This window comes from Pseudoxanthomonas winnipegensis (genome assembly GCF_030322905.1).
Lineage (GTDB): Bacteria > Pseudomonadota > Gammaproteobacteria > Xanthomonadales > Xanthomonadaceae > Pseudoxanthomonas_A > Pseudoxanthomonas_A winnipegensis.
On sequence record NZ_CP095475.1, the window covers coordinates 2,545,322 to 2,569,639 of the forward strand.

Genomic DNA, 24,318 nt, shown 5'->3' on the forward strand with positions numbered 1-24,318 from the left:
TGGCCGCGCAGCCGGGGTGATGGAGTCCGGCGGCGCTTGGCGCGGGCCTGCGGGGCCCGGCGCGGCAGGGCCGTCGGCGGACACCGGAGTATACCGGCGCCCTACCCGGGCGGCCGGGCCCCAGGGCCTGTCATCAATTCCTGGGCGAGGTCGCGCCGCCGCCCTAGGCTTCCAGCCGGCGCTCGTCGGCCGGGTCGAAGCAGTGCAGGCGCGCGGGCTCCAGCTGCAGGCCGATCGGCTCGCCCGGCGCGGGCAGCGCGCGCGGGGCGACGCGGGCCACCAGCGCCAACTTGCCGGCCAGCAGGTGGACGAAGATCTCGTTGCCGACCGGCTCGATGTTCTCCACGGTCGCCGCGAAGCTGCCCGGGGCGCCGGCCTGGACCAGATGCAGGTCCTCCGGACGCACGCCCACGATCAGCGCCCGGCCGGGCGTGGCCGGCGCCGGGGCGGCGCCGTGCCAGGGCACCAGGGTGCCGTCGTCCAGCCGCAGGCCCTCGGCCTGCGCGGTGCCGCGCAGCACGTTCATCGCCGGGCTGCCCAGGAAGCCGGCCACGAACAGGTTGGCCGGCCGGTCGTACAGCGCCGTCGGCGTGTCGATCTGCTGGATCTGCCCGTCCTTGAGCACCACGATGCGCTGGCCCAGGGTCATGGCCTCGACCTGGTCGTGGGTGACGTAGATCATGGTCGTGCCCAGCTGCCGGTGCAGGCGGGCGATCTCGCTGCGCACCGAGTTGCGCAGCTTGGCGTCCAGGTTGGACAGCGGCTCGTCCAGCAGGAACACCGCCGGCTCGCGCACCAGCGCCCGGCCCAGCGCCACGCGCTGGCGCTGGCCGCCGGACATGGCCTTGGGCAGCTTGTCCAGCATCGAGGTCAGCCCGAGCGTTTCGGCCGCGGCCTGGATGCGCGCGGCGATGGTGGCCTTGTCGTGCTTGCGCAGCTTCAGGCCGAAGGCCAGGTTCTGCGCGACCGTCATGTGCGGATACAGCGCATAGGACTGGAACACCATGGCGATGTCGCGATCCTTGGGCGCCACGTCGTTGACCACGCGCGGGCCGATCTTCAGCGTGCCGCCGCTGATCTCCTCCAGTCCGGCGATCATGCGCAGCAGGGTGGACTTGCCGCAGCCCGAGGGCCCCACCAGCACCATCAGCTCGCCGTCGGCGACCTCGAAACTGGCGTCGTGCACGGCCACCTGGCCGTTGTCGTACACCTTGCGGACCTGATCCAGCTGCACACTCGCCATCGTGTCTCCTTCAGTTTCGTTGCTGCACCGCACACGGCATCGCGCTGGGCGCGCGCTGCGGCGAAGGCTACGCCCGACCCGGTGACGAGCGCAGGCGCGACGCGGTATTCTGCCATGTAAGCGTTTTCACCACGCCAATCCCACAATCGACTTGCCGGAGGGGGCGATGTCGAAATCTCCCACGCATTCGTATGCGCCGCATGGCCGGACGGGGCCACGCGCTACCATCCGTCGCGCCTCGCGCCCCGGCCCGTCGACGCGGCCGGCGCCCGATCCTTCTTCCTCGTTCCAGGAATCCCGCATGAGCTCTTCCGACCCCGCGCAGTGCGTCCTGCTGGCCGACATCGGCGGCACCAACGTGCGCTTTGCGCTGGCCGACACCGGTGCCGACAACCCGCTGCTGGTGGACAGCACGCGCGAGTACGTCGTGGCCGACTTCCCCTCGCTGGCCGATGCGGCCAAGCACTACATGGACCAGACCGGGACCACGGCGCGCAACGGCGTGTTCGCCGCGGCCGGCCGGGTCGACGGCGACGAGGTCCGCGTCACCAACCACCCCTGGGTGATCCGCGTGCCGCGGCTGAAGAAGATGCTCGGCTTCGAGGGCGTGAAGCTGATGAACGACTTCGCCGCCCAGGCCATGGCCTCCTCCCTACTCGGCCCGGACGACGTGGCCCAGGTCGGCGGCACGCCGTGGAAGCCGGTGCCGCTGTCGCGCAACCTGACCTATGCGGTGATCGGCCCGGGCACGGGCCTGGGCGCCGGCGGCCTGCTGGTGCGCGACGGCAAGCGCTATGCGCTGGAGACCGAGGGCGGCCATGTCAGCTTCCCGCCGGGCAATCCGGAGGAGATCGAGATCCTGGAGCGGCTCTCGCGCCAGTTCGGCCGGGTGTCCAACGAGCGGCTGATCTGCGGCCCGGGCCTGGTCAACATCCATCGCGCGCTCAGCGAGATGGCCGGCGAGGACCCCGGTCCGATGCAGCCCTCGGACGTGACCGCTCGCGCGGCCGAAGGCGATGCGCGCTGCCTGCACGCGCTGGATGTGTTCTTCGCCGTGTTCGGCGCGATCGCCGGCGACCTGGTGCTGACCCTGGGCGCCTGGGACGGCGTGTTCCTGTGCGGCGGGCTGGTCCCGCGCCTGCTGCCGCAGCTGCAGCGCTCGGGCTTCCGCCAGCGCTTCGAGCACAAGGGCCGCTTCTCGCCGGCGATGGGCAAGATCCCGGTGCTGGCCAACCTGCACAAGCAGCCGGGCCTGCTAGGCGCGGCGGCCATGGCCGTGGAGGTGTTCGGGCCCGCCTACAAGCACGCGCCGGAACCGCCGGTCGCCTGACTGGAATCGTATTGGTATCTTCGCTGCGCGCCCGGTCGAAACGCGATCGCGCTAGACTTGAGGCCTGCTGACGACCGCAGCGGAATTGCAGATCCCACTGGTATTGCCAGTGGTCTGCTTCAGCCCGGTTCGCGACGCGTCCTCTTTCCCGCCTGTCACAGCCGCCTGCCATGACCCTGCATCCGCGCATCGAAGCCGTTACCGACCGCATCCGCCGCCGCAGCGCGCAGCCGCGCCGGGCCTACCTGGAAGGCATCGACGCGGTGCTCAAGGACGGCCCGCAGCGCACCCGCCTGAGCTGCGGCAACCTGGCCCACGCCTTCGCCGCGTGCGGACCGACCGACAAGGGCCGGCTGCGTGCGGACGTGACGCCCAACTTGGGCATCGTCACCGCCTACAACGACATGCTCTCGGCGCATCAGCCCTTCGAGCACTACCCCGAGATGATCCGCCAGCTGGCGCGCGAGCTGGGCGCCACCGCGCAGGTCGCCGGCGGCGTGCCGGCGATGTGCGACGGCGTGACCCAGGGCCGGCCGGGCATGGAGCTGTCGCTGTTCTCGCGCGATGTCATCGCCCAGGCCACGGCGATCTCGCTGAGCCACGACATGTTCGACGCGGCGCTGTACCTGGGCGTGTGCGACAAGATCGTGCCGGGCCTGCTGATGGGCGCGCTGGCCTTCGGCCATCTGCCGGCGGTGTTCGTGCCCGCCGGACCGATGACGCCGGGCATCCCCAACAAGGAAAAGGCCGCCGTGCGCGAGCGCTACGCCGCCGGCGAGGCCACCCGCGAGGAGCTCCTGGAGGCCGAATCGGCCAGCTACCACGGCGCCGGCACCTGCACCTTCTACGGCACGGCCAACTCCAACCAGACCCTGCTGGAGGCCATGGGCCTGCAGCTGCCGGGCACCAGCTTCGTCAACCCGGACCTACCACTGCGCGACGTGCTGACCCGCGCGGCGGCCGAGCGCGCGCTGCGCATCACCGCCCTGGGCGAGGACTACCGCCCGATCGGCCATCTGGTGGACGAGCGCGCGATCGTCAACGCGATCGCCGCGCTGATGGCCACCGGCGGCTCGACCAACCACACCATCCACTGGGTGGCGGTGGCGCGCGCGGCCGGCATCGTGCTGACCTGGGACGATATCGACGAGATCTCGCAGGTGGTGCCGCTGCTGGCCCACGTCTACCCCAACGGCGAGGCCGACGTGAACCGCTTCGCCGCCGCCGGCGGCACCCAGTTCGTGTTCCGCGAGTTGCTCGATGCCGGCCTGATGCACGACATCCCGACCATCGTGGCCGGCGGCATGCGCGCCTACTGCGACGAGCCGCGCCTGGTCGATGGCCAGCTGGCCTACAGCCCCGGCATCGCCACCAGCGCCGACGAGAAGGTGGTGCGCCCGGTGTCGGCGCCGTTCGAGGCCCAGGGCGGCCTGCGCCTGCTGCGCGGCAACCTGGGGCGCTCGCTGATCAAGACCTCGGCGGTCAAGCCCGAGTACCGCCGCATCCATGCCCCGGCCGTGGTCGTGGACGACCCGCGCAGCCTCAACAAGCTGCACGCCGCAGGCGCCCTGCCGCAGGACTTCGTCGCGGTGGTGCGCTACCAGGGCCCGCGCGCCAACGGCATGCCCGAGCTGCATTCGCTGGCGCCGCTGCTGGGCCTGCTGCAGAACCAGGGCCGGCGCGTGGCGCTGGTCACCGACGGCCGCCTGTCCGGCGCCTCGGGCAAGATCCCGGCCGCGATCCACATCACCCCCGAGGCCGCCGCCGGCGGCCCGCTGGCGCGCCTGCGCGAGGGCGACATGATCCTGCTCGACGCCGAGGCCGGCGTGCTGGAGGCGCAGGTCGACGCGGATGAATGGCAGCTGCGCACGCTGGCGCCCGACACCGCCCGGCCCTCGCACGACCTGGGCCGCAACCTGTTCGCGCTCAACCGCGCCCAGGTGACGCCGGCCGACCAGGGCGCGGTGTCCATTTCCTGCGGCCCGCCCACGCCCGAGCACGGCTGGGAAGTCGACGCCGAGTACGAACTGGGCGACACCCCGCAGGCGGCCGCCGCCCCGCACGAGGCCAAGGACGCCTGACCGGCGCCCTGCCCCATCCTCTTCCACGCACGCAAGGCACGACCATGATCATCTCCAAGCGCCAGCAACAGACCGAAGACCTGCTTCGCCGCGCCGGCATCCTGCCGGTGGTCGCGGTGGACACGCTGGACCAGGCCCGCGGCGTGGCCCATGCGCTGCTGGAAGGCGGCCTGCCGGTGATCGAGCTGACCCTGCGCACGCCGGTGGCGATGGAAGCGCTGGCCACGCTCAAGCGCGAGCTGCCGCAGTTCGCCATCGGCGCGGGCACGGTGCTGACCATCGACCAGATCGGTCAGTGCGTGGGCGCCGGCGCCGACTTCATCGTCACCCCCGGCACCCCGGCGCACATGGCCGAGGCGCTGGCCGCCGCGCCCATCCCGGTGATCCCCGGCGCGGCCACGCCGACCGAACTGCTGACCCTGCTGCAGCTCGGCTTCCACGTGTGCAAGCTGTTCCCCGCCAATGCGGTGGGCGGGCTGGCGATGATCAAGGGCCTGCACGGGCCGATCCCGCAGCTCAAGCTCTGCCCCACCGGCGGCATCACCGAGGCGACCGCTGCCGAATACCTGGCCCAGCCCAATGTGGTGTGCATCGGCGGTTCGTGGATGGTGCCCAAGCAGTGGATCACCGCGGGCGACTGGACTTCCGTGCGCGAGACCGCCGCGCGCGCCGCGCAGATCGTCAAGCAGGCGCGCGGCGGCTGAGTTTGGCCTGTGCAGGCGCTGCCGGCGCCTGCGCTTGCGGTCGAAAGGCGCTGGATTCCCGCGTTCGCGGGAATGACGGGGATGCGATTGCCGCGCCTCGCCGCTTATGCCGGCAATACCAAGCTTGCAGGCGCGAACAAACACCCTCAAACCGTCGTTCCCGCGAAAGCGGGAACCCATGGACATTGGCGCTTGCGCATGAAAGCCACTGGATTCCCGCCTTCGCGGGAATGACGAAGCAGCGCCAGCGGTGACAGCGCCCACGCGCGGCTGGACGCACCATCGCCCCGCAAGCGACCACCACACCACATCCACATCCGGGCGAGGACAGTGAACCGCGTCCTGCGCCGATCGCTGCGCCGGACGCCTTTCCTCGCTTCGAGACCTTTCCATGACATCGCACACCGCACCGCGACGCTCGGCCGTCGCCGCCGCGCTCTACGGGCTGCTCAATCCGATTCCGTTCGGTTGCTTCGTCGCCGCGCTGATCTTCGACATCACCTACGCCAACACCGGGGTGATCCTGTGGATGAAGAGCGCGGCGTGGCTGATCGTGCTGGGCCTGGTCGCCGCCATCATCCCGCGCCTGGTCAATCTGGCGCAGGTGTGGATCACCGGGCGCCGCAGCGCGTTGGGCGCGGACCGGCTGGCCTTCTGGCTCAACCTGCTGGCCATCGTCGCGGCGATCTTCAACGCCTTCGTGCACAGCCGCGATGCGTATGCCGTGATCCCCGCCGGCGTGTGGCTGTCGGCCCTGACCGTGCTGCTGCTGGCCGTCGGCAATGTGCTGATCGCCGTGCGCGACGCCCGCCTTGGAGGCTATGTCCATGACTGATTCCCTCACCCGCACCACCCTGGCCCTGGCCTGCGCGGTCCTGCTGGCCGCCTGCGGCGGCAAGGCCGAACTGCATCCGGCCCAGCAGTCCGGCGACGCGCCGCCGCTGCCGGCCGCGCGCAACTTCCTGGTGCCGCCGATGCAGGTGCCCGACGGCGTGGGCTGGAAGGACGGCCAGACGCCCAAGGTCGCCGATGGCCTGAAGATCGAGAAGATCGCCGACGGCCTGATGCATCCGCGCCAGCTCTACGTGCTGCCCAACCACGACGTGCTGGTGGTCGAGGCCAACGGCCCCGGCGCCGAGCCGGTGACCACGCCCAAGCAGCTGATCGCCAACAAGATCAAGGGCCAGTCCGGCAAGAGCGGCAAGGGCGGCAACCGCATCACCCTGCTGCGCGCCGGCGCCGACGGCCGCTGGGAGAAGCACGTGTTCCTGGAACACCTGCACTCGCCCTTCGGCGTGCAGCTGATCGGCAGCGACCTGTATGTGGCCAATGCCGATGCGATCATGAAGTTCCCCTACGTCGCCGGCCAGACCCGCATCACCGCGCCGGGCGTGGAGTTCACCGACCTGCCGGGCACCATCAATCACCACTGGACCAAGGCGCTGCTGGCCAGCCCCGACGGCCGCAAGCTGTACGTCGGCGTGGGCTCCAACAGCAACATCGGCGAGAACGGGCTGGAGCAGGAATACCGCCGCGCGGTGGTGATGGAAGTGGACGTGGCCTCGGCCGGCAGCCGCATCTACGCCTCGGGCATCCGCAACCCCACCGGCCTGCAGTGGGAGCCGACCACGGGCAAGCTGTGGGCCATCGCCAACGAGCGCGACGAGATCGGCGCCGACCTGGTGCCCGACTACCTGACCTCGGTGCAGGAAGGCGGCTTCTATGGCTGGCCCTACAGCTACTACGGCCCACACGTGGACACGCGCGTCAAGCAGCAGCGCGAAGACCTGGTGGCCAAGGCGATCAAGCCGGACTACGCGCTGGGCTCGCATGTGGCGGCGCTGGGCCTGTGGTTCTCGCAAGACAACGCGCTGCCGGCCAAGTACCACGGCGGCGCCTTCGTGGCCGAGCACGGCAGCTGGGACCGCTCGCCGCTGAGCGGCTACGAGGTGGTGTACGTGCCGTTCCAGCAGGGCATGCCGGCGGGGCCGCCGCAGACGGTGGTCAGCGGCTTCCACTCCGACGACGAGAAGCAGCTGTTCGGCGCGCCGGTGGGCCTGGCGCAGGACGCCAGCGGCGCCCTGCTGATCGCCGACGACGTGGGCGATACGGTATGGCGTGTGAGTTCGCGCTGAGCGTGGGCGGTAGCGGCGCTTCCGGGGGGAGCCGCCATGGCGGCGATAGGGCTTTACTAGCGATCGTCACCGGCCGCTCGCCTACCGCCGTTCCTTCGAACGCGGGAACCCGGTGTCTTCGCCTTCCGCGCGTAAGCCACTGGATTCCCGCGTTCGCGGGAATGACGAGAGGGGGTTTCCTGATAAAGCCCCATCGCCGCCTTGGCGGCTCCCACGGTGCGAATGCCAACGCCGCAACGCGGTGTGCGATGCGACCGGACCCGTCGCGGCGCGCGAGTTGGTAGGCTGCGCTCCCCCGCCGTCGCCGCAAGTCCCGGACATGCTTCAGACCCACGATCCCCGCGCCCTGCGCGACGCCTTCGGCGCCTTCATGACCGGTGTGACGGTGGTGACGGCGCTGGACGCGCAGGGGCGGCCGATCGGCTTCACCGCCAACTCCTTCGCCAGCGTCTCGCTGGACCCGCCACTGCTGCTGGTCTGCCTGGCGCGCAGTTCGCGCAATCTGGCAGCCTTCACCCAGGGCCCGGGCTTCGCGGTCAACGTGCTGGCCGAACACCAGAAGGACATCTCCAACCGCTTCGCCCAGCCCGTGCAGGACCGCTTCGCCGGCCTGGCCTGGCAGGCCGGCCCGCACGGCGCGCCGCTGATCGAGACGGTGGCGGCGTGGTTCGACTGCGCGCTGGAACGCGTGGTCGAGGCCGGCGACCACGTGATCCTGCTCGGCCGCGTGCAGGCCTTCGCGCACAGCGCCGCCAACGGGCTGGGCTATGTGCGCGGCAGCTACTTCACCCCGCGCCTGGCCGAGGAGGCCACGCGCACGGCCAGCGCGGCTCCCGAGGCGCGCGCGGTGGCGATCGCCACGCGCGAGGACCAGGTGCTGCTGTTCGAGGACAGCCAGGGCCAGCTGCGCCTGCCCGCCTTCGACATTCCGCAGGGCGAGGACGCGACGCTGGCCAGCCGCCTGCGCGAGGCGACCGAGCTGCCGGTGGTGGTCGGTTTCGTCTATGCGGTGTGCGGCCACGGCCGCGAGCGCCGCATCGTCTACCGCTGCGAACTCGGCACCGGTGTCGCCACCCATGGCGTGTTCTTCGCGCCCGAGGCGATCCCGCTGGAGCGCATCGGCGATGAGGAAATGCGCGGCATCCTGCAGCAGTACGTCGGCGAGAGCGCGCTGTTGCCGCAGCTGCCGACGCGCCAGGCCGACTGACCGGGCGCCCCCAGCAGCGCGCCGAACGCGCGCCTTACGCCGCGGCGGGTTCGACTGCGTCGCCGACCACCGGGCCTTCGGTGTTCGGCTTCCAGCCCAGGGCCGGCGCGACGTATTTGGCGAAGGACTCCAGCACGTGCAGGTTGTAGTCCGGCCCCAGCTGGCTGGGGATGGTCAACATCAGCGTATCGGCCGCCATCACCGCGCTGTCGGCCTTGAGCTGATCGATCAGCCTGTCCGGCGTATCCGCATAGGTCTTGCCGAAGGTCGAGCGGAAGCCATCGATGATGCCCACCGTATCGCTCGCCCCGTCGCCGCGCTGGCCGAAATAGCGCGCGTCCAGCTCGTTGACGATGGGGAACACGCTGCGGCTGACCGACACGCGCGGCGCGCGGCTGTGCCCGGCCGCGCGATAGGCCTGGCGGAAGCGCGCGATCTGCTCGGCCTGCAGCGCGTGGAAGGGCTTGCCATCGTCCTCGGTGAGCAGCGTGGAGGACATCAGGTTCAGGCCCTGACGCCCGACCCATTCGGCGGTCTCGCGCGTGCCCGAGCCCCACCAGATGCGCTTGACCAGGTCGGGCGCGCGCGGCTCGATCGCCAGGCGCTGGCCGGGCCCGACCAGCTGCGGATCGCCCGGCGCGATCGGTTCGCCCTTGATGGCGCGCAGGAACAGCGCGAACTTCTCGCGCGCCAGGTCGCCGCCACGCGGATCGGCCGCGCCGGTGTAGCCGAAGACCTCGTAGCCGCGCAGGGCCGGCTCGGGCGAGCCGCGGCTGATGCCCAGCGCGATGCGGCCCTGCGCGATGGCATCCAGCGCGGCGGCCTCCTCGGCCAGGTACAGCGGATTCTCGTAGCGCATGTCGATCACGCCGGTGCCCACCTCGATGTGCCGGGTGCGCGCGGCGATGGCCGCCAGCAGCGGCATCGGTGCGGCCTGCTGGCGCGCGAAGTGATGCACGCGGAAGTAAGCGCCGTTGACGCCCAGCGCATCGGCGCCGACGCCGATCTCCACCGCCTGGCGGATCATCTCGGCCGAGGTGCGCGCCACCGAACCCGGGCTATGCCCGTAGTGGCCGAAGCTCAGGAATCCGAATGCGCGCATGGCACGACCTCCACTGGTCCATCGAGCACTGAATGGTCCCGCATCCCGGCATGCTTGCCCGTGAACGTGCCTCGCTTTCCTGCTGGTGGGTGGGAGCCATCACGGAAGCTCCCACCTGTAGAGCGGAGCTTGTGGCAATCCCCTCTTGGGGACTCCGCTGCTCTTCGTTCGGTTCGTGGGAAAGGCCTCAGCGGAGCAAGCTCCGCTCTACAAGTAGCGACGCACGACCTCGCTCACGGCGCCGCGATCCGCACCGTCGCCGGCAGCCTGGTAATGCGCAGCGCACCGTCCTGCCACTGCGCCGGTTTGCCGTCGATGGTCGCCTGGCCCGGCGTGCCGGCGTACGGCCAGGGCAGGACCAGGCCGCCCTTGGGCAGCTTCAGGCCGGCCGGCACGTCCAGCTGCAGTTGGCCATCGGCGCGCCTGAGCGTGTAGCTCAGCGGGCCCTCGGGCGTGCGCAGGCCGGCGATGGCGATGCCCTGCCCGTCCAGCCACGCCGGCGGAATGCCCGCGGCCAGCACCAGGCTGTCGTCCAGCTCGCGCGTGTAGGCGAACATGTCAAGCGCGGTGCGCACGAAGTCCGACCCCACCCAGGCGTGCGGCAGGTCGCCGAGGAAGAACGGCACCCGCGGCGTATGCGAGACCACCTCGGCCCACTGGTTCCAGGGCTGAGGGGTGCGATGGGCGAAGAAGAAGTCCACCGCGCGGTTGGCGCGCGTGCGCCAGCCCAGCCGCACGAAGGCGGCCACGTTGCGCCACTCGTAGGGCGTGTAGTCCTTCCACGCGCGCTGGCCGTCGGCGCGCTGCTCGAATTCGGTCCAGTAGCGCTGGAAGGTGTTGTCCAGCAGCGGCTGCGGCAGCTGGCCCTGCTCGCCGCCCGGCGCCAGGGCGATGGTGGTCGAGGTGGAATCGAAATCGCCCAGCTCGGCCGAGCCGGGCAGGAAATCGATGCCGTGCTCGCGCGCCGCCGCCTGCAGCGAGGCCATCAGATCGGCGCGGAACTGATCGCGCGAGGCGGCCATGCGCTTGGCATCCTCGGTCTTGCCCAGGACCTGGGCCAGTTCGACCGCGTCCTTGTAGCCGCGCAGCGCCCAGAAGTTGTCCCAGTACGAGTGCACCGGCTTGGCCGAATAGCCCTCGTGGCTGATCGACACCGGCATCATCCCGTAGAAGGCCGGATCCCTGGCGCGGTTCTGCTCGGTGCGCTCGGACAGGCGCAGCTGTTCCATGTAGCGATAGGCGCCCTCCACGTGCGGCCACATGCGCTGCACGAAGGCGGTGTCGCCGGTGTAGCGCCAGTAATCGGCGATGGCGAAGATCAGTTCGCCATGGCTGTCGTTCTCCGGCACCGGGTCGCTGCCACGGCGGTCCACGCAGCACGGCACCATGCCGTCCTTGAACTGGAACGGCGCGTACCAGGCGATGTAGTCGCGCACCACCTGCGGACGGCCCATGCGCAGCAGGCCTTCGGAGATCATCGCCCCGTCGCGGATCCAGCTGCGGTTGTACGAGCGCGTGCCCGGCTGCAGGCGCGGCCCCACGCGCGAGATCAGCATGTGCGCGGTGGCGGTGCGCAGCGTATCGACCAGCGGCTGGCCGGCGGCCGGCACGGTGAAGCGCACGCGGTCCAGCTTGTCGCGCCACAGCGCCGCCACCGCGTCCTGGCGCGCCTGCGCGCCGCAGTCGGCGGCGGCCACGCTGCTCGAGCAGCGCGGCTTGCCGGTCATCGGAACGCGCAGGTCGAACTGGCGCGACTGGCCGGGCTCCAGCGTCAGCTCGTACACGTAGGCGCCGGAGGCCAGGCCGGTCTCGTCGACCACCTCGGCCTGCGCCGGCACCGTGTCGTCCAGCAGATGCGAGACCGCCATGCCGCCGTCGAAGCTTGTGGCGAAGGCGGCATCCGGCGCCTGCGAGGCGTACACCCGCGGCGCGCCGTTGACGCGCGCGGTGCGGCCGTCGAAGGCGATCGACTCGATCCGGCTCACCCCGCCCTGCACGCTCAGGAACTGCGTCGGCGGATTGACCTGGAACGGCCGCAGCGCCAGCGCCAGGCGGTACGCATGCGCGCGGCTGTCCGGATTGCGCAGCGTATAGCGCACGACCAGCTGCGAATCGGCCGGCGTGCCGTCGGCGAAGGCCGTGGTGGTCAGCGCCAGCGCGGGATGGCGCCACTCCACGCTGGGGATGGGCAGATAGCCGTCCTGCAGGCTTTGCTGGGCCTTGACGTCGGCCCAGCTCACCAGCCGCCCGTCGGTCACTACGAACGGCTCGACGCTGAAGCCGCCACGCGCGACCTCCACCGCGCCGTCCTCGCCGATCAGGCCCTGCTCGGTGCCGCCATCCAGGCCGATGATCGTCCAGTACGGCTGCTGGCCGCTGAAGCCGCGCGGATACCAGCCCTTGGGCGAGGCGGCCGCGATCGTCTTGATCACCTCGTTGGGCGTGGCCGAGAACGCCAGCGGCAGCACCTGCAGTTCGGCCAGGCCGAAGGAGTTGTGCGGCCCTTCGGAAGGCAGCACGCGCACGTAGCGCGCTTCGGTTTCCGGCAGCGCGATCCAGTCGGTGCCGCCATCGCCATCGACCACCGCGCGCGCGTCGCGCCACTGCACGCCGTCGTCGGACAGCTGCACCAGGTAGCCGCTGGCCTGCTCGCCCGGCTTCCACACCAGCTTGAGCCCGCCGAACTCGCGCACGCTGTGCAGGTCCAGGGTCAGCTGCGGCGGCGTAGCCGCATCGAAGTCCGCATACCAGGCCGTGTCCGGATTGCCGTCCACCGCCAGCGCAGCGCTGCTGCCGCCGTTGGCGGTCGAGGCGCTGGCCGAGCCGGTGAGCGGGCTGGTGTCCTGCGGCGGCAGCGCGGTGAAGGTGAGCGCATCGAAGCACACCGAGCCCTTGCCGCCGGCGTTGTTGTAGATCGTGTATTCCAGCTTGGCGCTATGGCGCAGCGTCTTGTCCGGGTCCGGCCCCCAAGCCTTGTCGATCTGGCGCTTGCGATAGGTCACCGGCGTCCATTCGTCGGGGAAGTCGTAGGCCGGCCGATTGACCCACCACACGTTGTCGCCCGAGCCATCGGTGAGCTTGAACTGCAGATCGTTGGCCGGCGAGGCCCCGCGCAGCTGGAAGTCGAAGCGATAGTTGTCCGGATAGTCCAGCGCCACCTGGCGCTGCAGCCCCGCATAGCCGGACACGCCGTGGTAGTCGTAGTCCAGGCACAGCGCCTTGCCGCCATCGGCACCGGCCACCGTACGCAGGCTCGCGGTGACCTGGTTGGAGGTCACCACCTTCCAGGTGGAAGGATCGTCGAAGGCATCGAGCACGCGCGTCTGCGCTTGCGCAGACGCAGGCAAGCCAAGCGCAATCAAGAAAACGACAAGCGGGCGGCAACGGGACATGTCAATGGCGTTCATCGAAAAGATTATGGGAGATTCCCGTGAAGACAACCGTCTCGCGGAATCCAAAGCTGTTGCCTTGGCTTTTCGGTCCCCCTTGAGGCGCGGCGGAGGGACGAGGACCAGACCCGAAGGGCGCCGCACAGGAGTGCGGCGTTTTCCGAGGGGACATGGATGTCCCTTCGGAAAATCCCTCGGCCCGCAGCGGACCTGCGCGCAGCGCAGGCGCGCCGCCTGGGGCGTGCTTGACCAGACATTCGTCTGTGGAGGAGCGCTTCTTTTGCCTACTTTTCTTTGCACGAGCAAAGAAAAGTAGGTCGGGCGGCGCAGCCGCACGAAAGCCTTTGCTTGTATAGGCAAGCCGCTGCGCGATCCGCGTGCCCGCTGAACAGAAGTAACTCGGCCATCCATGGCGAGACGATCCGACTTCGGAACGTCCGGCCCGGCCATCCCTGGCCGGGCGTTCGGCGCCACGCGCGCCAGTGGCGCGCAAGCGTGGCGCCTCACCCCTTAACACTCCCCAGCAGCAGCCCCTGGATGTAGTACCGCTGCAACAGCAGGAACAGCAGCAGCACCGGCACCACCGTCACCACCGCACCAGCCATCATCAGCTCCACGTCCATCACGTGCTCGCGCGAGAGCGAGGCCAGCGCCACCGGCAGCGTGTAGTGATCCTGGTCGGTGAGCACGATCAGCGGCCACATGAAGTCGTTCCAGGCCGCCATGAAGGTGAAGATGGACAGCGTCACCAGCACCGGCTTGAGCATCGGCAGCACGATCTGGAAGAAGATCCGCAGCTCGCCGGCACCATCCATGCGCGCGGCCTCCAGCAGCTCGTCGGGAATGCTGCGCGCGTACTGGCGCACCAGGAAGATGCCGAACACCGTAGCCAGCGCCGGCACGATCACCCCGCCGAAGCTGTTGACCAGATGCAGCTGCTTCATCAGCAGGAACAGCGGCAGCATCGCCACCTGCGCCGGGATCACTAGCGCGGCCAGCAGCACCTGGAACACCCGCTCGCGCCCGGCGAAGCGCAGCTTGGCGAAGGCATAGCCGGCCAGCGTGTTGAACAGCAGCGATCCGAGCGTGATGGCCAGCGACACGATCAGGCTGTTGACGAAGTTGTCGGCCATGCCGGTGCGTTCGAACAGCTGATGGTAGTTGGCCAGCGTCGCGGCGCTAGGCAGCATCGGCGGCGGGAAGCGGCTGGCCTCGCCGGCCGGCATGAACGACACCGACACCATCCACGCCAGCGGCGCCAGGCTGACGATGGCCAGCGCCAGCAGGCCGCCGTTGACCAGGATCGCGTTCCAGCGCGAGCCCCCGACTTCGCGGCTCATGCCGGGCCTCCCGCGCACCGGGCGCGCATGTGCGAGCCCCTCATACCAACCCCTTCCTGCGGCCCAGGCGCAGCATCACGGTGGTCACCGCCAGGATGATCAGGAACAGCAGGAAGGCCACCGCCGAGGCGCGGCCCAGGTTCCACCACTTGAAGCCTTCCTCGAACATGAAATACAGCACGCTCACCGTGCTCTGCAGCGGATCGCCGCGGGTCATCACATAGGGCTCGGCGAACAGCTGGAAATAGCCGGAGATGGTGATCACCCCGACCACCAGCAGCACCGGGCCCAGCATCGGCAGGGTGATGTGCCAGAACTGCTTCCAGCGGTTGGCGCCGTCGATGCGCGCGGCCTCGTAGAGGTCGTGCGGGATCGCCTGCAGTCCGGCCAGGAAGATCACCATGTTGTAGCCGAAGTTCTTCCACACCGCGAACAGCATGATCATCGGCATGGCCCAGTGCGGGTCGCCCAGCCAGTCCGGTGCCGGCACGCCCAGGTGCACCAGCACGTAGTTGACCAGCCCGTACTGGGTGTTGAACAGATAGCGCCAGATCACCGCCACCGCCACCAGCGTAGTCACCACCGGCGCGAACAGCGCGGTGCGGAACAGCGCGCGGAAGCGCGCGGCCGGCGCGTTGAGCAGCAGCGCGGCGCCCAGCGAGGCCGCGATGGACAGCGGCACGCCCACCAGCACGAAGTAGGTCGTGTTCCACAGCGCCTTCCAGAACATCGGCGTGCGCAGCAGGTCGATGTAGTTGTCCAGCCCGATGAAGCGCAGGTTGTGCGCGTCGGCCAGCGCGTAGAGATCGAAGTCGGTGACGCTCAGCGCCAGCGCGGCCAGCACCGGCAGGCCGAAGAACACGCCCAGCACGATCAGCGCCGGCGCGGTGAACACCCATCCGGCGAGCGAACGGTTCATCGGGCGGTCTCCGTCTGTTGGGTGTCGCTGCCGGGATGGTCGCGCTCATAGATCCAGCGGCGCTTGGCCAGGATCTTGTCCACGCGCTGGTCCAGGTCGGCCACCGCCGCGTCCTGGCTTTCGCCGCCGCGCACCACCCGCTCGGTCACCAACCGCATCTCCTGCACGATGCGCTCCCATTCCAGCACCTTGGGCGTGGGCTTGACCCGCTCGAGCTGGTCGGCGAAGGCGCGCGCCAGCGGATCGCCTTCCAGCTGCGGCGTATGCCAGGTGGAGCGGCGCGGCGGCAGGTCGCCGATCAGCGCGTGGAAGCGCTGCTGGATGTCCGGACGCGAGAGGAACTCGATCAGCTTCCACGCCGCCTCCTTGTGGCGCGAACTCTGGAAGATCACCAGGCTCGAACCGCCGGCGATGCCCGCGCCCGGCCCGCGCGGCCCCGGCAGCGCCATCGTGCCCCACTGGTCCTTCAGCGCCTCGGGCGCGCGGATGCGGAACTCGCGGATATTCCAGGGCCCGGACAGGTAGAAGGCATAGGTGCCGCGGAAGAACTCGTCCCAGACGTTGGAGACCTGGGTCTCGGACATCTTCGGCGCCCAGCCCTGGGCGAAGGTGTTGGCGTAGAAGGCCAGCGCCGCGCGGAAGCCCGGGCTCTCGAAGTTGCCGCGGTTGTCGTGGTCGCGCAGCAGCGGATCGTCCTGCTGCAGGGCCAGCGAGAGCTGCTGCTCGAACTCGTTGAGCGGCATCAGGATGGCGTAGCGGTCCGGCCCGACGTACGCCTTGATCTGCGCCATCGCCTTGTCCCACTGCGCCCAGGTGGTGATCGGCAGCTTCACCCCCGCCTCGCGCAGGATGTCCTTGCGATAGAACAGCAGGCGCGTGTCCACATACCACGGGATGCCCACCAGCTGCCCGTCGATAATGTTGGTCTGCCAGATGCCGGGGAAGTAGTCGTCCTGCTTGACCACCGTCGAGCGCCGCACGTAGGGCTCCAGCGGCGTGAGCGCCTTGAGCGTGGCGAACTCGGCGATCCAGGTGTTGCCCAGCTGGCACACGTCCGGCAGCGTGTCGGCGGCGAAGGCGGTCAGCAGCTTCTCGTGCGCGGCGGTGCTGGGGATCTGCTGCAGGTCCACGCGGATGTCGGGATGGGCGGCCTCGAATTCGGGCAGCAGCGTGCCGAGCACCTCGCCCTCGCGGCCGATCGCCCAGAAGCGCACCGTCGTGCGCTGCTGCGCATCGCGCGGGGCGCAGGCCGCCAGCACGGCCGCGATGCCCGCCAGCAGCACCAGCGCCAACGCGCCGCGCGCCGGGGAAAAGCGGAATGGACTCATGCGCGACTCAACCCGGCTGCTGCGGGCGCTGCTGCTGTTGCTGCTGCGGCTCGGACTGCGAATTGGGCACGCGCGATTCGGCCGTGCCCAGCGCGCGCGCGGTGGCCGCGTCCATCTGGCCCGGCGCCTGCGCGGTCTTGGCCGCCTCGGCCTGCGCGCGCTTGTCCTTGTCGTCCTTGCCCTTGTCCTCGCCGGCCAGCCAGCCGCCGGTGAAGCCCGCCCGCTCCAGTCCCTTGCGGATGTGCGGGTTCTTCTTCATCACGTTCCAGACAAAGTCGTCGCGATAGTTGGCGATCATCGTCAGGATGGGGCCCTGGTCGATGCCGATGTAGTCGCTGCCGACCCAGCCGTTGTCCGGCACCACGCGACCGGTCTTGATCGGGATGTCGTAGGTGAAGCTGCGATTGAACGCGTCCAGGAAGCCGTAGCTGGAATAGATGTAATCGCCGAAGCGCTTGTGCATCTCCTCGGTGGCCGGAATCACGATCTCCGGCGCGAACGGCAGCGAGGCGATGGCCGCGGTCGGGGCGATGGTGCCGTCGTCGAAGTTGTCGCGCAGGCCGGCGCCGCGCGAGGAGTAGTGGCGGAACTCGCGCATCTCGCCGCGGTACTCCTGCTGGGTCTGCTGGGGACCGTCCGAGGCGGTCAGGCCCCACACGTTCTCGCCGTAGTCCTTCCACTTCATCGGGTTGGAGATGGCGTACTGGCGATGGGCATAGGCGGCGCGGCGGCTGTTCTCGAAGTAGTCCATGCCGTGCTCGCGCATGTAGTCGTCCTGGATGCCGCGGAAATCGACCCAGATATGCGTGTACTGATGGGTGAACAGCGGGCCGTAGGACAGATACTCCTGGCCCTGGTAGACGCCCCAGATCTCGTTATAGGTGCGCGTCCACACCTGCCAGGCGTCGGGCTCCACCGCATGGGTGGGCGAGCCCAGCGCCAGGATGTAGACCATCATCCCCTCGCTGTAGCCGGTCCAGTCGTGGTTGATGAAGCCGCTCTCGGGGAACCAGCCCATCGAGATCAGCGGCGAGCGCGGCTGGATCCAGGTCCAGTCCACGCGCCGGTAGATCTGCTCGGCCAGGTCGCGGATCTGCTTCTCGCGCGGGTCATCGCCGTCGTAGTAGGACTGGGCGAACAGCACGCCCATCAACAGCAGCGAGGTGTCCACCGTGGACAGCTCCACCCAGCTGGAGAAGCGCTGGCCGGTCTGCATGTCCAGGAAGTGGTAGTAGAAGCCCTTGTAGCCGGCCGTGCCGGTGGGCTGCTTGCCCTGCTTGAGCTCGTAGAGGAACTTCAGCGTGGTCAACGTGCGGTCCACCGCCTGGCTGCGGCTGACCCAGCCGTTCTCGATGCCGATCGGATAGGCGGTCAGCGCGAACCCCACCGAGGCCACCGAGGCGAACGGCCGCGACGGATAGCGGTCCGGCGTCATGCCGTTGCTTTCGTTGGTGGTGTCCCAGAAGAACTGGAAGGTCCGACGCTCGATGTCGCGGAACAGCGCGGGCAATTCGGGTTTCTTGTCTTCCACGGGAAGCTCGACGGGCGGACGCCCGGTCACCTTGACCGGCTTGACGGGCGTGGGTTCGGGTTGCTGCTGGCAGGCGGCCAGCAGCACGGCCAGGGCCGATGCCGTCAGCGGCAGCAGCGAGGTGAGGCGTCGACGCGTCTTCAAGGCTCAAGATCCATGTAAACGTTTACACCTGCAAACAAAGTCCGGCGCAAAACGAAAGCGGTGCGGGGGTGGTGCAAGGTTAACAGCCGTGGCCTGCCGAGTCAGAGCGCCGCGGCCGCCGGGGCCGAGTCGCGCACCACCAGTTCAGGCACCAGCGGCGCCGGATCGGGCAGCGCCAGCGGCGCCTTGGCCTGGATGTCCTGCAGCAGCCGCCGCAGCGCGTTGGCGCCCAGCTCGGCGATGCTGATGCGCATGGTGGTCAGCGGCGGGTGGACGAAGCGCGCCACCGGCACGTCGTCGAACCCCGCCAGGGCGATGTCCTGCGGCACGCGCACCCCGGCCTGGTTGAAGGCGAACAGGCAGCCCAGGGCCATGGTGTCGTTGGCGGCGAAGACCGCATCGGGCCGGGTCCCGGCCGCCAGCAGCGCGGTGCCGGCCTCCATACCCGAGGCCTCGTCGAACCGCCCCGGCAGCACCTGCTCGGCCACCCCGGGCAGCAGCTCGGCCAGCGCGTCGCGATAGCCGCGCAGCCGCTCGGCCGCGTCGAAGTTGCAGGCCGGCCCGGCGATGAAGGCGATGCGCCTGCGGCCGCTGGCCACCAGGTGGCGCATCATCGCCACCGCGCCGCCATGGTTGTCGATGTTCAGGACCGGATAGTCGCCATGCGGCAGGTGCGTGTTGATCAGCACCACCGGCAGACCGTCGGGCAGGTTGTCGGTGAGGAAGCCCGGCTGGTCGGCATAGGGCGAGAGCACCAGCAGCCCATCCACGCGCCCGCGCATCGCGCGCAGCGCCGCGCCCTGGGCGTCCTGGGCGCCGTGGTAGCTGGACACCAGCAGGTGGCGGCGGTGCTCGCGCGCCACCCCGTCGATGCCGCGGATCAGCTCGGAGAAGAACTCGCCGTACAGGTCCGGCAGGACCACGCCGATGGTCTGGGTGCTGCGGCTGCTCAGGCTGCGCGCGGCGGCATGCGGCTGGTAGCGCAGGCGCCGGGCGGTCTCCAGGACCAGCTTGCGGACCTCCTCGGCGACGTTGTCGTGACCGTTGAGCGCCCGCGAGACAGTCGCCACCGAGACCTGCGCCTCGCGCGCCACATCCCGGATGGTGATGGTTACGTTGCGCGACATCCGCCCTCCGCGGTCTGGCTGACTGGTTCTGGCGCGGAATGTAAGCGCTTCCACTCCGCGCGGTCCATCCTACCTTGGGCCGATGCTAGGGCGGCGCCGGATCAAAAGCCCGCGAAATCGGTGCCGTCGCACGCCTGGGCAACCCGCGCCCGCTCAGGCGCTGGCGGCCTCGCCCGGGGTCTGGGCGACGATGCTCATGGCATGGATGTCGGTCTGCATCATCGGGCCCAGCGCGGCATACACCAGCCGATGCCGGGCCAGCGGCAGCTTGCCGGCGAAGGCCTCGCTGACCACCCGCACCTTGAAATGCCCGCGGCCGTCGCGCGCGCCGGCGTGGCCGGCGTGGCGGTGGCTCTCGTCCTCCAGCTCCAGCACCGTCGGCGCAAGGCCGGCGTCCAGCGCCTGGCGGATGCGCTCGATCCGCGTCGCCTCGCTCACGGCAGCACCTTCAGGAACGGACGCACGTCCACCCGCGCATAGACGCCGGCCAGCGCATAGGGGTCGGCGTCGGCCCAGGCGCGCGCATCCTCCAGCGAGTCGAACTGCGCGATCACGATGCTGCCGCTGAAGCCGGCCGGGCCCGGATCGGGCGAATCGATCGCCGGGCACGGCCCGCACACCAGCAGCCGGCCGGCATCGAGCAGCGCCTGCAGCCGCGCCAGGTGCGCCGGGCGCGCCGGCTGGCGCAGCGGCAGGGAATCGGGGACATCATGGCCTTCGATGGCGTACCACATGGCATTAAGACCGCTGGACTTCGGATGGGCCTGCGATTGTACGGATGCGCCCGCGCTGGACAGGCGGCCGGCCAAACCGTACTCTGCGAACCTGATTGGCACGGCACGACCCGCAGCGGCCATCGCCCAGGCCCGCCCGGACCTGCCCGCGACCCACACGCTGCCAAGCGCGTCCTTAAGGCCAGACCACCTGATCCTTCGTTGCCCGCCGCCCTCCCCACAGGCGAGCGCCGCATTGGCTGACGTGCGCACCGCGACCGCCCACGCAAGGCTTGACCACCTGCAGTACCCCGGCGCCGCCCCTTGCGGGAAGCGCATGCCCCCTGGCAATCGCAGGGCCGGCCCCGGCGTTCCCCCACGCCAACCGGTCCGGACCGCAGTGTTGACGCGACCCGCTTTCGACCCTCGATGACATCGCAATCCGCGCCCGACGCGACCGCTTCCACCGACAAGCCGCAAAGCCCGCAGCAGCACGAGATGCCGCTGGCGATGGTGCATGGCCAGCCGGTGCTGCAGATCCCGCAGGATCTGTACATCCCGCCGGACGCGCTGGAGGTCATCCTCGATGCCTTCGAGGGCCCGCTGGACCTGCTGCTGTACCTGATCCGCCGGCAGAACCTGGACATCCTGGACATCCCGGTGCTGGAGATCACCCGCCAGTACGTGGATTACATCAACGTCATGCAGGAGCTGCGCTTCGAGCTGGCGGCCGAATACCTGGTGATGGCCGCGATCCTGGCCGAGATCAAGTCGCGCATGCTGCTGCCGCGGCCGCAGGCCGAGGACGGCGAGGAAGGCGACCCGCGCGCCGACCTGGTGCGCCGCCTGCAGGAGTACGAACGCTTCAAGCAGGCCGCCGAGGACATCGACGCCCTGCCCCGCCAGGACCGCGACACCGCCGTGGCCCACGCCCATGTGCCGGACCGCACCGCCATCAAGGTGCCGCCGGAGGTGGACCTGAAGGAGATGCTGCTGGCGCTGCACGATGTGCTCAAGCGCGCCGAGCTGTTCTCCGGCCACGCGATCAAGCGCGAGGCGCTGAGCGTGCGTCAGCGCATGGGCGAGGTGCTCTCGCGGCTGGAGGACGGCAAGTTCCACCGCTTCGAGACCATGTTCACCGTGGCCGAGGGCCGGCTCGGCGTGCTGGTGACCTTCCTGGCGATGCTGGAGCTGGCCAAGGAGCAGCTGCTGGACATCGTCCAGGAGGCTCCGCTGGCGCCGATCTACATCAAGTCCCTGGCGCTGAACAACACCAACGAGCCGCTGCAGTTCTCCAGCGAGTTCGACGACACCGACGCGGCCAACGACGCATGAGCGCGCCGGCCACCACGACCCGCACGCGCTGACGGCGCGGCCAAGACCCTCGCATGCACGACGACGACGCTTTCGATACCGACACCGCGACCGCCCCGGTCGCCCAGGCGGACCAGGGCCTGATCAACCGCATCGTGGAGGCCGCGCTGCTGGCCTCGGCCCAGCCGATGAGCCTGGCGCAGCTGGCCGAGCTGTTCCCGGAGGACCGCCCGGCGCCGGAAGGCAGCCTGGACCTGGCGCTGGAACAGCTCGCCCAGGCCTGCGCCGAGCGCGGCGTGGAGCTGGTCGAAGTGGCCAGCGGCTGGCGCTACCAGGTCAAGCCGGACGTGCACGCCTGGGTCAGCCGCATGTGGACCGAGCGCAAGACCCGCTACACCCGCGCCACCCTGGAGACCCTGGCGCTGATCGCCTACCGCCAGCCGATCACCCGCGGCGAGATCGAGCAGGTGCGCGGCGTGGCGGTCAGCAGCAACATCATCCAGGCGCTGGAAGAGCGCGAATGGATCCGCGTGGTCGGCCACCGCGACGTGCCCGGCAGGCCGGCGCTGTTCGGCACCACCAAGGGCTTCCTGGACTACTTCGGGCTCAAGCGCCTGGACGAACTGCCGCCGCTGTCCGAGCTGAAGGACATCGCCGAGCTCGACCCGCAGCTGCCGCTGCCCGGCGCCCCGCTGCCGGCCCGCGCCGCCGCCGAGGGCCAGCCCGACGCGGACGCGGATGTGGATGCAGATGCAGACGCGAATGCGAATGCGGATGCGGATGCAGATGCGGAGGCCGCGCCGGCCGATGACGCCGCCAGCGCCGACGAAGACGGCGAACAGCCGGCCTCCCCCGACTCCCCGCCGGCGCAGGACGCGCCGGACGCCGACGGCGACCTGCCGCCGCCGGCCACGCAGGACGCCCTCGACCTCGACGCGCCCATCGCGGACGCGGCCGAACCCACCGACGCGCCGCAGACCGACGCGCCGGCTTCCACCACCCACCAAGAAGACGACGCCGATACGGTCTCGTCGGAGCACAAACATGAGTGACACCCCCCGCAGCAAACTCTCGCTGAAGCGCGACGCCGCCGCAGCCCCCGAAGTCCGCCTGGAGGAACGTCTGCACAAGGTGCTGGCCCAGGCCGGCCTGGGCTCGCGCCGCGCGCTGGAGCAGCGCATCGCCGATGGCCTGGTCAAGGTCAACGGCCAGACCGCGCAGATCGGCATGTCCATCGGCAGCGGCGACCGCGTCGAGCTGGACGGCCGCAGCTTCGTGGCCAGCGCGCTGACCGAGCCCACCCGCGTGCTGATCTACAACAAGCCCGAAGGCGAGGTGACCACGCGCGAGGATCCCGAAGGCCGGCCGACCGTGTTCGAGGCCCTGCCCGCGCTCAAGGGCGCGCGCTGGATCGCCATCGGCCGCCTGGACATCAACACCACCGGCCTGCTGCTGCTGACCACCGACGGCGAGCTGGCCAACGCGATGATGCACCCCTCCTTCGAGGTCAGCCGCGAGTACGTGGTGCGCGTGCGCGCCCCGGAGGGCCAGGACACCGTGCCGGACAACCTGGTCGATCGCCTGCGCCGCGGCGTCGCGCTGGAGGATGGCCCGGCCAAGTTCGACGAGATCGAACGCATCGGCGGCACCGACTCGCACGACTGGTACCGCGTGACCCTGAGCGAGGGCCGCAACCGCGAGGTGCGCCGCCTGTGGGAATCGCAGGGCTGCCAGGTCAGCCGCCTCAAGCGCATCCGCTACGGCGCCATCGAATTGCCGCAGCCGCTGCTGCGTGGCCAGTCGCAGGAGCTGCCCGACGCCCAGGTCCAGGCGCTGCGCAAGCAGCTGGGCCTGGAGGACGGCGCCCCGGCCGCGCTGACCCTGCAGCCGGTGATCGGCCAGCGCAAGGCGGCCAAGGCCACGCTGCAGATCAACGCACGCGGCGCCGGCAACGCCTACGTCAACGGCCACAGCACCGCCGACGAAGGTCGCGAGCTGCGCCGCTTCGACAACGTGCGCGAGGATCGCGGCCGTGGCCGCGGCAAGGGCGGCGGCTTCAAGGGCGGTCTGACCGTCAGCGGCGAAGCGGCGGCCAAGCAGTCGCAGAAGCCGTTCAAGCAGCGCAAGGAAAAAGGTCCCAAGCCGCTGCCGGAAGGCAACCCGGCCGCGTTCCGCAGCTGGTACGTGCCCGACGGCGTGGACACCGGCCCGAGCGGCCACCGCAACGCCGGCCCGAAGAAGCCCTTCGGCGGCAAGCCGGCCGGCGGCCAGCGCCGCGGTCCGGGCGGTGGCGGCGGCAACAGCCCCTATGGCGGCGGCTTCGGCGACGAGCGCGGTCCGCGCGGCCAGGGCGCAGGCCAAGGCCAGCAGCGCAAGGCCAAGCCGTACGGGCATCCGGGCAATGCGCCCAGCTTCCCGTCCGACCACGCCACGCCCGGCAGCTATAGCCCGTACGGCCAGCGCCAGGGCCAGGCCCGCCCCGGCGGTCGTCCGGCCGGCGGCAACCGCCCCGGTGGCAACGGCCCGCGTCCGGGTGGCAACCGCGGCCCGGGCGGCAACCGTTCCGGCGGCGCGCCGCGCGGTCGCGGTCCGCGGGGCGGCGGCCAGGGCTGATCCCGTCGGCGGGCGCGCGGTCTCGCGCGTCCGCGCATGGCGCCCCGTCGGTCGACGCGTGCGCGGATATGAGAACCAATCTCATCTTCGCGGCTATA

Annotated in this window: 19 protein-coding genes; 9 read left to right on the forward strand and 10 right to left on the reverse strand. The window is 70.2% G+C overall.

Annotation, left to right across the window (positions count from 1 at the left end; genetic code table 11):
• Nucleotides 1–163: 163 nt before the first annotated feature.
• Nucleotides 164–1,243, reverse strand: a complete 1,080-nt coding sequence (locus tag MWN52_RS11355) for an ABC transporter ATP-binding protein (protein ID WP_286574724.1) — start codon at nt 1,241–1,243, stop codon at nt 164–166.
• 301 nt (nt 1,244–1,544) lie between these two features.
• Here MWN52_RS11355 and glk point away from each other — a divergent pair, with 301 nt between their 5' ends.
• The 6 genes from glk to MWN52_RS11385 all read left to right on the forward strand — a co-directional run bounded on the left by glk (nt 1,545) and on the right by MWN52_RS11385 (nt 8,700).
• Nucleotides 1,545–2,573 carry a glucokinase gene (glk, locus tag MWN52_RS11360; RefSeq protein ID WP_130517843.1) on the forward strand — a complete coding sequence of 343 codons (1,029 nt, stop codon included), beginning with the start codon at nt 1,545–1,547 and terminating at the stop codon, nt 2,571–2,573.
• A gap of 170 nt (nt 2,574–2,743) precedes the next feature.
• Nucleotides 2,744–4,654 carry a phosphogluconate dehydratase gene (edd, locus tag MWN52_RS11365; RefSeq protein ID WP_286574725.1) on the forward strand — a complete coding sequence of 637 codons (1,911 nt, stop codon included), beginning with the start codon at nt 2,744–2,746 and terminating at the stop codon, nt 4,652–4,654.
• 44 nt (nt 4,655–4,698) lie between these two features.
• Complete coding sequence (gene eda, locus MWN52_RS11370; RefSeq protein WP_130517839.1) at nt 4,699–5,358, forward strand: bifunctional 4-hydroxy-2-oxoglutarate aldolase/2-dehydro-3-deoxy-phosphogluconate aldolase; 660 nt, start codon at nt 4,699–4,701, stop codon at nt 5,356–5,358.
• 391 nt (nt 5,359–5,749) lie between these two features.
• Nucleotides 5,750–6,193 (forward strand): DUF2231 domain-containing protein, encoded by a 444-nt coding sequence (locus MWN52_RS11375; RefSeq protein WP_286574726.1) that lies wholly within the window; start codon nt 5,750–5,752, stop codon nt 6,191–6,193.
• The gene (locus MWN52_RS11380) at nt 6,186–7,493 is read left to right on the forward strand and encodes a PQQ-dependent sugar dehydrogenase (protein WP_286574727.1); all 1,308 of its coding nucleotides are present in this window, start codon (nt 6,186–6,188) and stop codon (nt 7,491–7,493) included. Before MWN52_RS11375 ends, MWN52_RS11380 begins: the two co-directional genes overlap by 8 nt.
• A gap of 319 nt (nt 7,494–7,812) precedes the next feature.
• Complete coding sequence (locus tag MWN52_RS11385) at nt 7,813–8,700, forward strand: flavin reductase family protein (RefSeq protein WP_286574728.1); 888 nt, start codon at nt 7,813–7,815, stop codon at nt 8,698–8,700.
• A 34-nt stretch (nt 8,701–8,734) separates the two neighbouring features.
• Here the strand turns inward: MWN52_RS11385 and MWN52_RS11390 are convergent, their stop codons facing one another.
• From MWN52_RS11390 to MWN52_RS11430, 9 genes are all read right to left on the reverse strand, one after another.
• Nucleotides 8,735–9,802 carry an LLM class flavin-dependent oxidoreductase gene (locus MWN52_RS11390; RefSeq protein ID WP_286574729.1) on the reverse strand — a complete coding sequence of 356 codons (1,068 nt, stop codon included), beginning with the start codon at nt 9,800–9,802 and terminating at the stop codon, nt 8,735–8,737.
• 233 nt (nt 9,803–10,035) lie between these two features.
• Nucleotides 10,036–13,194 carry a discoidin domain-containing protein gene (locus tag MWN52_RS11395; RefSeq protein ID WP_286574730.1) on the reverse strand — a complete coding sequence of 1,053 codons (3,159 nt, stop codon included), beginning with the start codon at nt 13,192–13,194 and terminating at the stop codon, nt 10,036–10,038.
• 500 nt (nt 13,195–13,694) lie between these two features.
• The gene (locus tag MWN52_RS11400) at nt 13,695–14,531 is read right to left on the reverse strand and encodes a carbohydrate ABC transporter permease (RefSeq protein ID WP_130517829.1); all 837 of its coding nucleotides are present in this window, start codon (nt 14,529–14,531) and stop codon (nt 13,695–13,697) included.
• A gap of 40 nt (nt 14,532–14,571) precedes the next feature.
• Entirely contained in the window at nt 14,572–15,450 is an 879-nt protein-coding gene (locus MWN52_RS11405; RefSeq protein ID WP_286574731.1) for a carbohydrate ABC transporter permease, read from the reverse strand.
• Nucleotides 15,447–16,778 carry a sugar ABC transporter substrate-binding protein gene (locus MWN52_RS11410; RefSeq protein ID WP_286574732.1) on the reverse strand — a complete coding sequence of 444 codons (1,332 nt, stop codon included), beginning with the start codon at nt 16,776–16,778 and terminating at the stop codon, nt 15,447–15,449. Before MWN52_RS11410 ends, MWN52_RS11405 begins: the two co-directional genes overlap by 4 nt.
• A 7-nt stretch (nt 16,779–16,785) precedes the next feature.
• Nucleotides 16,786–18,453, reverse strand: a complete 1,668-nt coding sequence (locus MWN52_RS11415) for a glucoamylase family protein (protein ID WP_130517823.1) — start codon at nt 18,451–18,453, stop codon at nt 16,786–16,788.
• 101 nt (nt 18,454–18,554) lie between these two features.
• On the reverse strand, nt 18,555–19,580 hold the full coding sequence (locus MWN52_RS11420) for a LacI family DNA-binding transcriptional regulator (protein ID WP_286574733.1): 1,026 nt from the start codon (nt 19,578–19,580) through the stop codon (nt 18,555–18,557).
• 153 nt (nt 19,581–19,733) lie between these two features.
• Nucleotides 19,734–20,018, reverse strand: coding sequence for a BolA family protein (locus tag MWN52_RS11425; protein WP_130517819.1), 285 nt, complete (start codon nt 20,016–20,018; stop codon nt 19,734–19,736).
• Nucleotides 20,015–20,314: a YciI family protein gene (locus MWN52_RS11430; protein ID WP_130517817.1), complete on the reverse strand. Its 300-nt coding sequence runs from the start codon at nt 20,312–20,314 to the stop codon at nt 20,015–20,017. Before MWN52_RS11430 ends, MWN52_RS11425 begins: the two co-directional genes overlap by 4 nt.
• Nucleotides 20,315–20,722: 408 nt before the next feature.
• Here MWN52_RS11430 and MWN52_RS11435 point away from each other — a divergent pair, with 408 nt between their 5' ends.
• Genes MWN52_RS11435 through MWN52_RS11445 form a run of 3 tightly spaced genes read left to right on the forward strand, consistent with a single transcriptional unit; the run spans nt 20,723 to nt 24,220 of the window.
• Complete coding sequence (locus tag MWN52_RS11435; RefSeq protein WP_130517815.1) at nt 20,723–21,628, forward strand: segregation and condensation protein A; 906 nt, start codon at nt 20,723–20,725, stop codon at nt 21,626–21,628.
• Between the two features lie 53 nt (nt 21,629–21,681).
• A complete protein-coding gene (gene scpB, locus MWN52_RS11440; protein WP_286574734.1) occupies nt 21,682–22,659 on the forward strand; it encodes an SMC-Scp complex subunit ScpB in 978 nt (325 codons plus the stop codon).
• Entirely contained in the window at nt 22,652–24,220 is a 1,569-nt protein-coding gene (locus MWN52_RS11445) for a pseudouridine synthase (protein ID WP_130532156.1), read from the forward strand. The genes scpB and MWN52_RS11445 overlap by 8 nt, the downstream gene beginning before the upstream one ends.
• Nucleotides 24,221–24,318: the final 98 nt, after the last annotated feature.